The organism is Serratia sp. D1N4, assembly GCF_054552755.1.
The window spans coordinates 936666-952075 of the sequence record NZ_CM137274.1; the positions used below are offsets into that span (position 1 = coordinate 936666).

Annotated in this window: 12 protein-coding genes; 6 read left to right on the forward strand and 6 right to left on the reverse strand. The window is 53.2% G+C overall.

Annotation, left to right across the window (positions count from 1 at the left end):
* Positions 1-54: 54 nt before the first annotated feature.
* The 4 genes from ACX1CU_RS03965 to hutU form a co-directional block, all read right to left on the reverse strand.
* Positions 55-636 carry a response regulator transcription factor gene (locus ACX1CU_RS03965; RefSeq protein ID WP_459401337.1) on the reverse strand — a complete coding sequence of 194 codons (582 nt, stop codon included), beginning with the start codon at positions 634-636 and terminating at the stop codon, positions 55-57.
* A 619-nt stretch (positions 637-1255) separates the two neighbouring features.
* Positions 1256-2644 (reverse strand): amino acid permease, encoded by a 1389-nt coding sequence (locus ACX1CU_RS03970; protein WP_459401338.1) that lies wholly within the window; start codon positions 2642-2644, stop codon positions 1256-1258.
* A gap of 167 nt (positions 2645-2811) precedes the next feature.
* Positions 2812-4347, reverse strand: coding sequence for a histidine ammonia-lyase (gene hutH, locus ACX1CU_RS03975; protein ID WP_459401339.1), 1536 nt, complete (start codon positions 4345-4347; stop codon positions 2812-2814).
* Entirely contained in the window at positions 4344-6035 is a 1692-nt protein-coding gene (gene hutU / locus ACX1CU_RS03980; RefSeq protein ID WP_459401340.1) for a urocanate hydratase, read from the reverse strand. The genes hutH and hutU overlap by 4 nt, the downstream gene beginning before the upstream one ends.
* A 419-nt stretch (positions 6036-6454) precedes the next feature.
* Between hutU and queE the strand changes: the two genes are divergently transcribed.
* Positions 6455-7126, forward strand: a complete 672-nt coding sequence (gene queE / locus ACX1CU_RS03985) for a 7-carboxy-7-deazaguanine synthase QueE (protein ID WP_459401341.1) — start codon at positions 6455-6457, stop codon at positions 7124-7126.
* Between the two features lie 83 nt (positions 7127-7209).
* Here the strand turns inward: queE and queD are convergent, their stop codons facing one another.
* Positions 7210-7569: a 6-carboxytetrahydropterin synthase QueD gene (gene queD, locus ACX1CU_RS03990; protein ID WP_459401342.1), complete on the reverse strand. Its 360-nt coding sequence runs from the start codon at positions 7567-7569 to the stop codon at positions 7210-7212.
* Between the two features lie 417 nt (positions 7570-7986).
* On the opposite strand from queD, the gene cysJ reads away from it, so the two are divergent.
* The 3 genes from cysJ to cysH all read left to right on the forward strand — a co-directional run bounded on the left by cysJ (position 7987) and on the right by cysH (position 12420).
* A complete protein-coding gene (gene cysJ / locus ACX1CU_RS03995) occupies positions 7987-9792 on the forward strand; it encodes an NADPH-dependent assimilatory sulfite reductase flavoprotein subunit (protein ID WP_459401343.1) in 1806 nt (601 codons plus the stop codon).
* The gene (gene cysI / locus ACX1CU_RS04000; RefSeq protein ID WP_459401344.1) at positions 9792-11507 is read left to right on the forward strand and encodes an assimilatory sulfite reductase (NADPH) hemoprotein subunit; all 1716 of its coding nucleotides are present in this window, start codon (positions 9792-9794) and stop codon (positions 11505-11507) included. Before cysJ ends, cysI begins: the two co-directional genes overlap by 1 nt.
* 178 nt (positions 11508-11685) lie before the next feature.
* Positions 11686-12420: a phosphoadenosine phosphosulfate reductase gene (cysH, locus tag ACX1CU_RS04005; RefSeq protein WP_459401345.1), complete on the forward strand. Its 735-nt coding sequence runs from the start codon at positions 11686-11688 to the stop codon at positions 12418-12420.
* A 38-nt stretch (positions 12421-12458) separates the two neighbouring features.
* Here the strand turns inward: cysH and ACX1CU_RS04010 are convergent, their stop codons facing one another.
* Complete coding sequence (locus ACX1CU_RS04010; RefSeq protein ID WP_459401346.1) at positions 12459-13169, reverse strand: XRE family transcriptional regulator; 711 nt, start codon at positions 13167-13169, stop codon at positions 12459-12461.
* A gap of 141 nt (positions 13170-13310) precedes the next feature.
* On the opposite strand from ACX1CU_RS04010, the gene ACX1CU_RS04015 reads away from it, so the two are divergent.
* Entirely contained in the window at positions 13311-13670 is a 360-nt protein-coding gene (locus ACX1CU_RS04015) for an antiterminator Q family protein (protein WP_459401347.1), read from the forward strand.
* A 314-nt stretch (positions 13671-13984) separates the two neighbouring features.
* Complete coding sequence (locus ACX1CU_RS04020) at positions 13985-15325, forward strand: DUF1073 domain-containing protein (RefSeq protein WP_459401348.1); 1341 nt, start codon at positions 13985-13987, stop codon at positions 15323-15325.
* The last annotated feature ends 85 nt before the right edge of the window (positions 15326-15410 follow it).

Genomic DNA, 15410 nt, shown 5'->3' on the forward strand with positions numbered 1-15410 from the left:
GACACTCCCCGTTTTTTATTGTGATTGACTCCCTCGCGCTGTGGCTGAAGCGAGTTACAGCATGGCGATCATTTTCAGCAGTTCTACGCGGTTGCGAATGCCGAATTTTTTACTCGCGTTGTTCAGATGGGAGTAGACTGTTTTCGGGTGCAGATGCAAGCGTTGCGCAATGTTACCAATGCTGGCATTACGCGCTATCTCACAGAGCACAATGATTTCACCAGGCGTAATTATCGTCGGTTTTTGGGTTCCCCACATGTGACCGTTGGCTACAGGTCTTTCTTGTTCGATCAAGAGCATGCACATTTCAAGCACCACATTTAACTTTTCTTTCTTATTCAGTATGGCATCTGGACGTGCGCGGGCGATCAACGCCAAGATTAAAGGCGATGCTTTGTCGATAAAGAATAGCGTCTTGATTTTAGGATGGTTCGTTCTTAGCTTCTCAAGAAAAAGAAGATACTCTTCAAAAAGATAAATCTGTTCGGGGAAACTCATTATTACCAGATTCGGTGGGGGTTCCTCCGATTGCAACAGGTTTGTGGAAGGGTATGATAAACAAAAAATATCTTGTGCCAGCAGTGCCTTCATTCCTAGTTGGCACAGTGGCGAGCGGTCAATATAAATAATGCCCACACTGATTCTCCTTTTTCAGCAAATTAACCGCACTGTTTCACAGTATCTATATAATGTCATGGTTTATTTTATTGGTAATTAATTGGCAGAGATAAAAAGGAAAAATCATTGATGATAAATGATCAATATTATGTATGGATAATGCGTTAATAGTGACGCAAATGTTTCCGTACGCTTCAGTTTTTGCAAGTAATTCCAACCAGATAACAAGATAGTGCTCAGCATATGTCATTGTTATAAAGTGTATTTATAAAAACACCTTCATTGAATGCTGTCTATGCTGTCATCAGGAGTGTTCGGTAAAAATACAGTATTTAATTCGGTTGTTGTGATGATGTAATATAATTATTTCTATAAAAAAAGTAGAGGGAACTATTTTTTAAGTAAATGCTTAATTCGGTCTAAGAAATGTGCCGGTAAAATAAGATAAGTCATGCTGGAGTTGATATTGCTTATCGAAGGCATTCGCTAAAATCTACGTGGTTTGCACACACAGATTAATCATATTCTTCAGTAGTAGTGAGAAGCGGCAAGAGAGCATGGGGGCAATATAAGGCTTGAAAAGCAGACTTAGTGCAATCCACCGAAGCGAACCACCCTAAGTCTGCTAAATCCATTCTTACAGGTTTTGTGCCGAGGCTACGGCGGATGGGTTTTTCTTACGCACCCACAGCCAGTAAGCCAGGGTAAGGAACGCCACCCAGACTAAGCCGACATACAGTGCAATACGGCTTGCTTCGAAATAACCCAACAGACCGATCACAAACAGCATAAATGCCGTTGCTATCGCCGGGGCCAGCGGCCACCAGGGTACCGGGAAACTCAGTTGGCTGACTTCTTCTTTGGTGAGCGTGCGGCGCATGGCGATCTGCGAAAGCAGGATCATCAGCCATACCCAAACGGTGGCAAAGGTAGCGATTGACGCAATGATCATGAAGATCTGTTTCGGGATGAAATAGTTGAGTACCACCGCCAGCAGCAACGCGATGGACATCACCAGCACCGTCATCCAGGGTACTCCGCTGGCAGTCAGCTTAGAGAAGCTTTTTGGTGCCTGGCCGTCATGAGCCATGCCGTACATCATGCGGCCTGCGCCAAAGATATCGCTGTTGATGGCGGAGATGGCAGCGGTGATTACCACGACGTTCAACACGTTGGCAGCGGAGCTGATCCCCAGATTGCTGAAGATTTCCACGAACGGGCTGCCTTTCTGGCCGATGCTGTTCCAAGGGTAGATCGCCATCAGCACCAGTAAGGTCAACACGTAGAATAACAGTATGCGTATTGGCACGGAGTTGATGGCTTTTGGCAGCACGGTGGCCGGATCTTTCGCTTCACTGGCGGTGATACCGATAATTTCAATACCGCCAAAGGCAAACATCACCACGGCCAGTGACGCTACTACGCCGCCAATGCCGTTTGGCATAAAACCGCCGTGTTGCCACAGGTTACTGAAGCCGGTGGCTTCTTGTGCTTGGCCGAAACCAAACATCATCACTGCCGCGCCGCCGATGATCATTGCCACAATGGCCACGACTTTCACCAGTGAAAGCCAGAACTCCATCTCACCGAATACTTTGACGCTGCACATGTTGAGCGCGCCAATAAACATAATGATGCTCAGTACCCAAACCCACTGTGCGACATCCGGGAACCACAGCCCCATATAGATACCAAAAGCCGTGACGTCGGCCAGGGCTACGATCACCATTTCAAAGGTGTAGGTCCAACCGGTGAGAAACCCCGCCAGTGGGCCAAGGTAGTGGCTGGCGTAGTGGCCGAAGGAGCCGGAAACCGGCTGATGAACCGCCATTTCCCCCAGCGCTCGCATCACCATAAACACCGCCGCTCCGCCGACCAGATAGGCCAGGAGGACGGCGGGGCCAGCCAGTTGAATGGCCCCTGCTGAACCGTAGAACAGCCCGGTGCCGATGGCGGAACCCAAGGCCATAAAGCGAATGTGCCGTGCGTTCAAACCGCGCCGGAGTTGAGTTTTTTCGTTACGCATGTTGCTTCCCCGTTTTAGAGTTGTTGTCGGACAGGCAGCACTGCCCACATCGGGGAAACGAGCCCGATGGGACAGAGTACGAACTTGTAGGATATATCCCTTTTGTCATGCAAACCGCAACGTTGCTAGCTGCGATTTGCAATCCAGAGGGTAGATTAAAGAAACGGCTACGCCTGGCTAGGCAACAGCGCCGCGGGTATCAGTGATGTCAGATGACCGGCCGCCAACAGCGCACTGGCGGCTTCGATATCGGGAGCGAAGAACCGATCCTTATCGTAGTAGCTGACATATTCACGCAGCAGGCGGCGCGCCTGTTCCAGACCTGCGGTGGTTTGCAGACCCTTACGCAGATCCAGCCCTTGGCAGGCCGCCAGCCACTCTACCGCCAGGATACCGCGCACGTTATCGGCCATTTCCCACAGGCGACGGCCAGCGGCTGGGGCCATAGAAACGTGGTCCTCCTGGTTGGCCGACGTCGGAATACTGTCGACGCTGGCCGGGTGTGCCAGTGCTTTGTTCTCGCTGGTCAAGGCTGCTGCGGTGACCTGTGCGATCATAAAGCCAGAGTTCACGCCGCCGTTATCCACCAAGAATGGCGGTAGCTGCGACATGTGTTTATCCATCATCAGAGAAATACGGCGCTCAGCGAGCGAACCGATTTCAGCGAACGCCAGTGCCAGATTGTCGGCAGCCATGGCCACCGGTTCAGCGTGGAAATTACCGCCGGACAGCACATCACCTTGGTCAGCAAACACCAGCGGGTTATCGGAAACCGCGTTAGCTTCGATCTCCAGTACTTCCGCCGCATTACGGATCTGCGTCAGGCATGCCCCCATCACCTGTGGCTGGCAGCGCAGGGAGTAGGGATCCTGCACTTTGTCACAGTTGTGGTGTGAGTCCGATACGCCGCTGCGTTCACCAAGCAGATGGCGGTACGCGCTGGCGGCATCGATCTGGCCACGTTGGCCGCGTACCTCATGAATCCGTGCGTCGAACGGGCTGCGGGAGCCCAAGGCTGCTTCTACCGTTAGGCTGCCGGTGACGGTCGCCGCCGCGTACAGATCTTCTGCATCAAACAGGCCGCGCAGGGCAAAGGCGGCAGAAACCTGTGTACCGTTCAGCAGTGCCAGCCCTTCTTTAGCCGCAAGCTGGATCGGCTTCAGGCCCGCTTTAGCCAGCGCGTCGACCGCTGGCAACCATTCGCCCTGATAACGGGCTTTGCCTTCACCCAGCAAGACCAGGCTCATGTGTGCCAGCGGTGCCAGATCGCCGGAAGCGCCAACGGAGCCCTTCAGCGGGATGTGTGGATAGACTTCGGCATTTACCAGAGCCATCAATGCCTGAATCACTTCCAGACGGATACCGGAAAAACCGCGCGACAGGCTGTTGATCTTCAGCACCATGATCAGGCGCACCAGATTGTCATCAGTCGGCGCGCCAACGCCAGCGGCGTGGGAAAGCACCAGGGAGCGCTGGAGGTTTTCCAGATCGTCACGGGCGATACGGCTTGAGGCCAGCAGGCCAAAACCGGTGTTGATGCCGTAAGTGGTGCGGTTTTCTTCCACAATGCGTTCTACACAGGCCACGCTTTGTTGGATCGCGCTATAAGCATGGTCGTCCAGAGCCAGTTTTACCGGGTGTTGATAAACCTGGCGCAGCTCGGCAAGCGTCAGTTTGCCTGGGCGAATAGTCAGCGCTTTCATGCTTTGTCTCCCTGAGTGGCCGCGATCATTGGCAGATTAAGGCCCTGCTCGCGTGCACAATCAATAGCAATATCATAGCCTGCGTCAGCATGACGCATCACGCCGGTGGCCGGATCGTTATGCAGCACGCGAGCAATACGCTCAGCGGCCTCGTCGGTGCCGTCACAGAGGATCACCATCCCGGAATGCTGCGAGAAGCCCATACCGACGCCGCCGCCGTGGTGCAGAGAAACCCAGGTCGCGCCGCTGGCGGTGTTAAGCAGGGCATTGAGCAACGGCCAGTCGGATACCGCATCGGAACCGTCTTTCATCGATTCGGTCTCGCGGTTCGGGCTGGATACTGAACCGGAGTCCAGATGGTCACGACCAATCACGATCGGTGCAGCGAGTTCGCCACGGCGAACCATCTCGTTGAACGCCAGCCCCAGCTTGGCGCGTTGGCCTAAACCGACCCAGCAGATACGTGCCGGTAAGCCCTGGAAGCTGATGCGCTCACGCGCCATGTCCAGCCAGCGATGCAGATGCTCATCGTCTGGGATTAGCTCTTTCACCATCGCATCGGTTTTGTAGATATCCTGCGGATCGCCAGACAGCGCCGCCCAGCGGAACGGGCCGATGCCGCGACAGAACAGTGGGCGGATGTAGGCTGGAACAAATCCTGGGAAATCAAAGGCATTGCTGACGCCCATCTCTTTTGCCATCTGACGGATGTTGTTGCCATAGTCAAAGGTCGGTACGCCCATTTTCTGGAAGGCCAGCATGGCTTCAACATGTTCGGCCATCGATTGCTTGGCCGCTTTGACCACCAGCGCGGGTTCGGTCTGCGCACGGCGGCGATACTCTTCCCAGCTCCAGCCTTTCGGCAGATAACCGTTCAGCGGATCGTGAGCGCTGGTCTGATCGGTAACCATATCCGGGCGCACGCCGCGTTTGACCAGTTCCGGCAGGATCTCTGCCGCGTTACCACACAGGGCGATGGAGATGGCTTTGCCTTCGGCGGTGTAGCGCTTGATGCGCGCCAGCGCGTCGTCCAGATCGGTAGCCTGCTCATCGACGTAGCGAGTTTTCAGGCGGAAATCGATACGGCTCTGCTGACACTCGATATTCAGTGAGCAGGCCCCGGCCAGCGTGGCGGCCAGTGGCTGTGCGCCGCCCATGCCACCCAAGCCTGCGGTTAATACCCAGCGGCCTTGCAGACTGCCGTTGTAATGCTGGCGGCCAGCTTCGACGAAGGTTTCATAGGTGCCTTGCACGATGCCTTGGCTGCCGATGTAGATCCAACTGCCGGCGGTCATCTGGCCATACATCGCCAAGCCTTTGGCATCCAGTTCGTTGAAGTGTTCCCAAGTCGCCCAATGAGGCACCAGGTTGGAGTTGGCGATCAGCACACGCGGGGCGTTGCTGTGGGTTTTGAATACGCCGACCGGTTTGCCGGACTGCACCAGCAGGGTTTCGTCGTCTTCCAGTTTTTTGAGGGTTTCAACAATCTTGTCGTAGCAATCCCAATCACGGGCAGCACGGCCGATACCGCCATACACCACCAGTTCGTGCGGGTTTTCCGCCACTTCAGGATCGAGGTTGTTCATCAGCATACGCAGGGGGGCTTCGGTCTGCCAACTTTTGGCATTTAGTTGAGTGCCGCGGGGCGCGCGTATATCGACGTTGCGAACTTTGTTATTTGCAGTCACAGCTATTTCCTCAAACAGTATCGGTACAAATTTTATGACGCAGCAGATCTCTCACCATGTCATAACAATGCGTCGGGATAATTAACATATACTTGTATGTACAATCATATGCAACACTGACCAGTCAGCGAGGAAAAAGCCATAATGAAAAGTAATTTCTTTTTTTAATCAATCGAGTATGTGGATTTTTAGCAGAAAAACCATGAATTAAGCCCGGCAGAATAGTGAGTTACTCTGCAAAAATGAATTAAAATAGCGTCATTTTTGAGCGTTAAATCACAATAAATTTACATACCCATTACAAGTTAGATGTATGGATAAGGACGTTATATTGGGAAGTCGTGGCCTACAGGCCTGGCTGTGGCGCATATCTCTAAATCTGCGATAATACGTTTTTACCCTGCCTGATTGAGAAAACAATGCAGTATCCGATTAACGAGATGTTCCAAACCTTGCAAGGGGAAGGCTATTTCACCGGCGTTCCGGCTATTTTTATTCGTCTGCAGGGCTGCCCGGTGGGGTGTAGCTGGTGCGATACCAAACACACCTGGGAAAAGGATGCCGATCGGGAAGTGGATATGCAGCGGATCCTGGTAAAAACCGCTGAAAGCGATGCCTGGGGCAGCGCCAGCGCCGTGCAATTACTCAAGGTGATCCAGCAGCAAGGTTATACCGCACGCCATATTGTGATCACCGGCGGTGAACCCTGTCTCTACGATCTGATCCCGCTGACCACGTTGTTTGAAAACAGTGGCTATGGCTGCCAGATAGAAACCAGTGGCACCCATGAAATCCTCTGCTCCCCCAATACCTGGGTGACGGTTTCACCAAAAGTAAACATGCGCGGTGGAATGAAAGTCTTGCCGCAAGCGCTGGCGCGTGCCGATGAGATCAAACACCCGGTCGGGCGTGAGCGTGATATTGAGGCACTGGATGAGTTACTGGCAACGCTGCACGATGAGAAGCGCCGTATCATCGCACTGCAACCGATCAGCCAGAAAGAAGAGGCGACGCGTTTGTGTATTGCAACCTGCATCGCCCGCAACTGGCGGCTTTCGATGCAAACCCATAAATATTTGAATATTGCCTAAGACTGGCCAGTTCCCTCTCCTTTGGGAAAAGGCTAGGGGGGATTAGCACTTGGCCAAAGCCCCTCACTCTGTGCCTTGCTCTTTCAGCCCTTATACACACAGCCTGCGGTACAGGTCTCTTTCACCATTACCGCCGTTAATTCCGGCAACCGTGGTTTGAGCTGTTGCCAGATCCAGGTGGCAAGTACTTCGCTGGTGGGATTTTCCAATCCTGGAATATCGTTGAGATAATGGTGATCCAGGCGTTGCCAAATCGGATCAAACGCCGCCTTCAGTTCGGCAAAATCCATTACCCAGCCGGTGTGCGCATCCACTTCACCGGTGACTTCCAAACGCACCATAAATGAATGCCCGTGCAGGCGGCCACATTTATGGCCCTCGGGAACGTGCGGCAAACGATGGGCGGCTTCAAACAGAAAATCTTTAAACAGCGTGGTTGCCATTATTTTGGCCTCATTGATTCAAAAAACGCCGCACAGTGTAGCGAAAAGTGGCTTTGCTTACCATTTATACCCTTCCATACCTTTAGTATTCCAACTACCGCAGCTCAGCAGCTTGGGCTTAACACTTTTTTTGTTTGGTCTGTGTGTTGCTTATCGGATGAGGTCGTCAACCATAAATGCGATTCATTCCATAATGACCGGAAAAAGTGTTTTACTTTCATGTGGATAAAAAATCGCTCTTAACGCTTTAACCGCTATCTCTTACCAGAAAAACAGCTTAGTCGTTTTGGTTATTAATTATTGCTATCCCTTATTTAATCGTTGCAATTGCGCTCGGTAACCTTACAAACTCTCCTGATCTTTTCAGGCAAGCAAACAGCGACCGACATTGGCTAAGCATAGGATATCCGTACTGCGATGACGACTCAGGCACCTCCAACATCTTTGCTCCCGCTGACACCCGAACAGTTGGCGCGCCTTCAGGCCGCAATTGGTGAGTATTCACCAACGCAACTGGCGTGGCTGTCCGGTTACTTCTGGGGAATGGTTAATCAGCAACCGGGAGCTGTCGCCAACGCGCCAGCTGTGCCTGCTGCCGCTGCGGCCAGCATTACCGTGATTTCTGCTTCCCAGACCGGCAATGCGCGCCGGCTGGCGGAACAGCTGCGTGACGATCTGCTGGCGGCCAAACTGAGCGTCACCTTGGTGAATGCTGGCGACTATAAGTTCAAGCAAATCGCTCAGGAGCGCCTGCTGGTGGTTGTGGCTTCTACCCAAGGGGAAGGCGAACCGGCGGAAGAAGCGGTCGCGCTGCACAAATTCCTGCATTCGAAAAAAGCGCCAAAGCTCACCGATACCGCCTTTGCCGTATTCGGTTTAGGCGACACCTCTTACGAGAACTTCTGCCAGTCCGGTAAAGATTTTGACGCCAAGCTGGCCGAGTTGGGCGCAGAGCGTTTGGTTGAACGCATCGATGCCGATGTGGAATATCAGGAACTGGCAAGCGCATGGCGCAAGCAGGTAGTTGAAGTGCTGAAGGGGCGTGCACCCGTAGAAAGCAGCGCGCCGAGCGTATTGGCGAGCGGTGCCGTCGATCAGCTCGACAGCAGTCCTTACAGCAAAGAACAGCCGTTGACCGCGCAACTGGCGGTGAAGCAACAGATCACCGGCCGTGGTTCAGATAAAGATGTGCGCCATATCGAGATTGATTTAGGTGATTCTGGTTTGCGTTACCAACCGGGAGATGCGCTGGGCGTCTGGTTCGATAACGATCCGGAATTGGTGAGCGAGTTGGTGCAGTTGTTGTGGCTGAAAGGCGACGAACCGGTTGAGCTCGAAGGTAAAACTTTGCCGCTGCGCGAGGCGTTGCGCAATCACTTCGAACTGACGCAGAACACCACGCCGATCGTAGAGAAATATGCCGCACTGTCGCGCGATGAAAAATTGATCGCCCTGCTGGCCGATAAAGCCAAGCTGCAGCACTACGCGCAGAATACGCCGATTGTTGATATGGTGCGTCAGGCTCCTGCGGATTTGAACGCCGAGCAGTTGCTCGGCCTGCTGCGCCCGTTGACGCCGCGTTTGTATTCAATCGCCTCCTCACAGGCGGAGAATGAAAACGAAGTGCATATCACCGTCGGCGTGGTGCGCTACGACATCGACGGCCGTGCCCGTGCGGGCGGTGCCTCCAGTTTCCTGGCGGATCGCCTGGAAGAAGAGGGCGATCTGCGGGTGTTTATCGAACATAACGACAACTTCCGTCTGCCCGCTAATCCAGAAACGCCGGTGATCATGATCGGCCCCGGCACCGGTATTGCGCCGTTCCGCGCCTTTATGCAGCAGCGTGAAGCCGATGGCGCAGCGGGGAAAAACTGGCTGTTCTTCGGCAACCCGCACTTTACCGAAGATTTCCTGTATCAGGTTGAATGGCAACGCTATGTGAAAGACGGATTATTGACCCGTATCGATCTGGCCTGGTCGCGCGATCAGCAGCATAAAGTCTACGTGCAGGACAAACTGCGTGAGCAGGGGGCAGAAGTCTGGCGCTGGATCCAGCAAGGCGCACATATTTATGTCTGTGGCGATGCTAACCGCATGGCGAAAGACGTTGAAAATACATTATTAGCACTGGTGGCCGAGCACGGTGGCATGGATACCGAGCAGGCAGATGAGTTTTTAAGTGAGCTGCGCCTTGAGCGCCGTTATCAGCGGGATGTGTACTGATGAGTGATAAACACCCTGGGCCTCTGGTTGTGGAAGGCAAATTGGCCGATGCCGAACGCTTGAAGAAAGAGAGTAACTTCCTGCGCGGCACCATTGCGGAAGATTTAAAAGACGGCCTGACCGGCGGCTTCAACGGCGACAACTTCCTGCTAATCCGTTTCCACGGCATGTACCAGCAGGACGACCGTGATATTCGCGCCGAACGTGCCGAGCAAAAGCTGGAGCCGCGCCACGCTATGATGCTGCGCTGCCGCCTGCCGGGGGGGATTATCACTCCGCAGCAGTGGTTGGGTATCGATAAATTTGCGCAGGAAAGCACCCTGTACGGCAGCATCCGTATTACCAACCGCCAGACGTTCCAGTTTCACGGCATCCTGAAAGGTAATGTTAAGCCGGTGCATCAGTTGCTGAACCGCCTGGGGCTGGACGCATTGGCAACCGCCAATGACGTCAACCGCAACGTGCTTTGTACGTCGAATCCGGTAGAGTCTGAGCTGCATCAGCAAGCCTACGAGTGGGCGAAGAAAATTTCTGAACACCTGCTGCCACGTACCCGTGCCTATGCCGAAGTGTGGCTGGATCAAGAAAAAGTCGCGACCACCGATGAAGAGCCGATCCTCGGGGCCACCTATCTGCCGCGCAAGTTTAAAACCACGGTCGTGATCCCGCCGCAAAACGATGTCGATCTGCACGCCAATGACATGAACTTTGTGGCGATCGCCAAAAACGGCAAGCTGGTTGGTTTTAACCTGTTGGTGGGCGGTGGCCTGTCGATCGAGCACGGTAACAAGAAAACCTATGCGCGCAAGGCGAGCGAATTCGGCTATATCCCGCTGGAGCATACGCTGGCGGTGGCTGAAGCGGTGGTCACCACCCAGCGTGATTGGGGCAACCGTACCGATCGTAAAAATGCCAAAACCAAATACACGCTGGAACGTGTTGGTGTGGACACCTTCCGCGCCGAAGTGGAAAAACGCGCGGGCATTACCTTCGAACCGGTGCGTCCGTATGAATTTACCGGCCGTGGCGATCGTATCGGCTGGGTAAAAGGCATTGATAAACAGTGGCACTTAACGCTGTTTATTGAGAATGGCCGTCTACTGGACTATCCGGGGCGCCCGCTGAAAACCGGCATGGCCGAGATCGCCAAGATCCACAAGGGCGATTTCCGCCTGACGGCTAACCAAAACCTGATTGTGGCCGGTGTCGCAGAGAGTGAGAAGGCGAAGATCGAAGCGTTGGCGCGCAAGCATGGCCTGATTGACGACACGGTCAGCGAGCAGCGCAAAAACTCGATGGCCTGCGTGTCTTATCCTACTTGCCCGTTGGCGATGGCCGAGGCCGAACGCTTCCTACCCGAGTTTGTCTCCAAGGTGGAAGGCATCATGCAGCAGCACGGCGTGGGTGATGAGCACATCGTGTTGCGTATCACCGGTTGCCCGAACGGCTGTGGCCGTGCACTGCTGGCGGAGATCGGTCTGGTGGGCAAAGCGATTGGCCGCTACAACCTGCATCTGGGCGGCAACCGCGAAGGCACGCGTATTCCACGCATGTACCGTGAGAATATTAATGAAGCCGACATTCTGCAGGAAATTGATCGACTAGTAGGCCGCTGGGCGCAAGAGCGCAATGCGGGCGAAGGCTTTGGCGATTTCACGATCCGCGCCGGGATTGTTCGGCCGGTGGTGGATTCAGCCCGGGACTTCTGGGATTAAAAACGCGACATTCGAGTCGGGTGTCTATATTCGCCCTCACCGAGAGTAAGAGGGAACTGTTTGAGCTCGCTGGTTCAATAGGAATCAGGAACTCATCAAGTGCACGGCCTTACTCCCTCTCCTTTTGGGAGAGGGCCGGGGTGAGGGGATTAATGAGCAGTATCAGGAGGCAAGCAACATGGCTGAACTCGATCTGGTAGCGCTGAATGCCTTGCCAAAATCAGGGCAGGCGCTGGCACTGGCGGTAGTCAATGGTCAGTTGGAACACTTTTCGGCGCAGGAGCGAGTCGCCTGGGCGCTGGAGCATTTGCCGGGTGAATTCGTGCTTTCTTCCAGCTTTGGTATTCAGGCGGCGGTCTGTCTGCATCTGGTCACCCGCATCAAGCCGGATATCCCGGTGATCCTGACCGATACCGGTTACCTGTTCCCAGAAACTTATCAGTTTATCGATCAACTGGCCGAAAAGCTGAAGCTGAATCTGCAAGTGTTCCGTGCCGAGCATTCACCGGCGTGGCAGGAAGCGCGTTACGGCAAACTGTGGGAGCAGGGCGTTGAGGGGATTGAGAAATACAATCAGCTCAACAAGGTTGAGCCGATGAACCGTGCGCTGGAAACGCTGGGTGCACAGACCTGGTTCGCTGGTTTACGTCGTGAACAGTCCGGCAGCCGTGCTAACCTGCCGGTGATCGCGGTACAACGCGGGGTGTTCAAGATTTTGCCGATCATCGACTGGGATAATCGCCAGATTTACCAGTATCTGACCGAGCACGGGTTGAGTTATCACCCGCTGTGGGAACAAGGGTATCTATCGGTGGGGGATACGCACACCACCCGTAAATGGGAAGAGGGCATGAAGGAGGAGGAAACCCGCTTCTTCGGCCTGAAGCGTGAGTGCGGGCTGCACGAAGGCTGAGGTTACTGGCAATGAGGGGGAAAACCCCTCATTATTTTTTACCAGATAGTCGAAGACCAGAAAACCCGGCCAATAATATGGATACGCTGTTCAAATTCCTGACGATTCAGCGATTCATCCGGATATTCTGCACTATTAAAACTCTTGATGAGCACCCCACCATCGGGTTTGGCCACCAGCTGCTTGACGCGGATTAAATCCCCATCCCGAATTGCGTAATAATCGCCATCATTGATCGGGAACTGATTCGCGGTATCGATACCTACCACGTCGCCGCTGCGCAACAGCGGTGCCATGCTGTTGCCAATGACTCTCACCACGCGGGCGTCACGGGCATTCACCCCCAAGCGCCGCAGGGTGTAACGCCGAAACGGCAAGCGATAGATTTCCCTTTCCTCTTCTGGCATGGCACCGCTACCTGCCGATGCCTCAACGTCTAGCACCGGTATATCGATGAACTCTTTCTGATCCTGCTCCATGGATTCCCACTCTTCAACGCGTAAGCGGCTCTCTTTGATTTCATCGAGTTTAGGTGACGTTGCCGCTGAGTTGCTCTCACCAAACAGCAACCACTGTGATGTTACCGACAGTGATTCTGCCAGTTTCTCCAGATTGCGTGGCGATCGGGTTTGCCCAGTCTCAATTTTATTGATCGACTGCTGGCTGACCCCGACTTTTTCTGCCAAGGCCTTTTGGCTCAAGCCTAGTTGTTCGCGCCGTTTAGCAAGGCGTTCACCTAAAGTTTGCATAATTCATCTCCTGTTCCCCTGATTATAAATGAAAAAAATTCAATAACAACCTGTGAGGGTTGATACAACGTGATTATATTGATTTAACAACTATAAGTATGTAGTATACAACAACTGTATTTAGTCTGTCTTGGAGCAAAAATGAACAATGTAAAGGCAAGCCTTGAGACGTGGGGAAACTGGGCTCGTTGCCATCTGGGAACAGAGTTCGCAACGGTAAATATTACTTTTCAGGAAGCCTTGCCGATGAGTGCATCCAACCGGACTCGTATTGATGATAAGGAAGGCATGCTGATCGACGCGGCGGTTGCTGGGCTTAAACGCTTTGATTTACTGGCTTATAAACTGATTGTTGCGCATTATGTCTATCGCGTCAGCCAGAACCGTTTGGCGAAAGAGATCGGTAAGGCGCAGAGTTATGTCGCCAATCTACTGCGTGTTGCCGAGGCCTTTATTGCCGGGCAAATCTTCTCTTATACCGAGACTGCCGCTACCGCTTGAAGACACTTCCAACCTGCTTTCTTGAGATACCGCCTTACGGCGGTATTTTTTTGCCCACAACAAAAATAACAATAAAAAAGTGTTGATCTAATCTGATTAACAGGTATAGTAACAACTATAAGGTCAAAGAGTTGTATCTTGAACTCAGCCACCTGAAGCCCTTCTCCTCTGCGTGAAGGGCTTTTTTGTTTGTGTCTTTGAAAATGCGTTCACGGTACATGCCGCTACGACTGTTAATTCAGGTTGATTTTCAAGTGGACAGAACAGCCAATAAACAGGTTTTTAATTATTATTCAAATATATAGGGGGATAGAATGGTAATAGATACGTCACTCAATAGTCAGCCTACAAATACCCCGGCAACCCAACTGGGTAACGGCGACGGCACGTTGCTGCCAGGCATTCGTATGCCGCCATTTTCCGGCAATCAGAATCATCTTCCTGAAAGAATCAGTGATCAGCGGTCATTAATTGACTCGGCTTACCGTTCATCATGGCTGGTAGGTGCGGCGGTGGATACCGTAGCAGAGGATATGACCCGTAATGGGGTAACGATAACCTCTACTTTGGAGCCGGATGCAAAGCAGCAACTACAGGGAGCTTGGGGGAGTTTGGCCCTGTGGAATAGCCTGAATAACGTTATCAAGCAAGGCCGACTGTACGGCGGTGCGCTTGGGGTGATCCTGCTGGATGGTGACGATATGTCAACTCCTTTACGGGTAGAGACCGTGAAAGCGGGCGCATTCCGCGGCATTGTCCCGATGAATCGCTGGCAGGTGTCGCTATCGCTGAGCGACAGGGAAAGTGCGCTGGGGCCTGATTTAGGGCAACCGCGTTTTTACCAGGTGACGGATACTTCAAGCGGTATTCCGCCATGGAAGATCCATTACAGCCGGGTTATACACATTGATGGCATCACCTTGCCCAGCCAACCGGCTCAGGATGAGAACGGCTGGGGGATCAGCGTAATAGAGCGCATTTATGACCGGATCCTGGCATTTGATAGCGCCACAACCGCAGCCGTGCAGTTGATGAACAAAGCCCATCTGCGCACTTACAGCGTGACCGACCTGCGCAAGATTCTGGCGATGGGAGGCCCGGCGAGAGAAGCGTTGCTGACGCAGATGGCGGCTATTCAGCAGGGGCAGTCGATTGATGGCCTGACGCTGATGGATGCCAGCGACAAGTTCGAAACCCATGCCTATCACCTCAATGGGTTACCCGAGGTACTGGCACAGTTTGCACAACAGCTTTCTGGGGCGCTTAACATTCCGCTGGTCAGGCTGTTTGGCCAATCTCCGGCAGGTTTTACCACTGGCGATGTGGACCTGGCGAATTACTACGATGGCATCGCGGCTCAACAGGCACGGCAGCTGCGCCGCCCGGTCAATATCCTGATGTCGATTCTTCATCGCTCTGTGCTGGGCAAAGCCTTGCCGCAGGATTTTGCATTTAGCTTCAATCCGCTATGGCAGATGTCAGAGCTTGATCGTAGCAAAGTGGCCATGCAGACCGTTGAAGCGATCGGCAACGCTGTGAACAGCGGCGTGATGACGGCTTATGCGGGTGCGGAACAGTTGCGTGACTCATCGCGGGTCACGGGTATCGGCTCCACCATTCGTCAAGATGATTTAACCCGCTTGCGTCAAGGTTGAGAAAGCCCTTTCTCAAGGATTAATCACCATGAAATATTTTTTTAATGCCCGGCTCGATAACACTCGTTATCGATTAGCCGAGGGT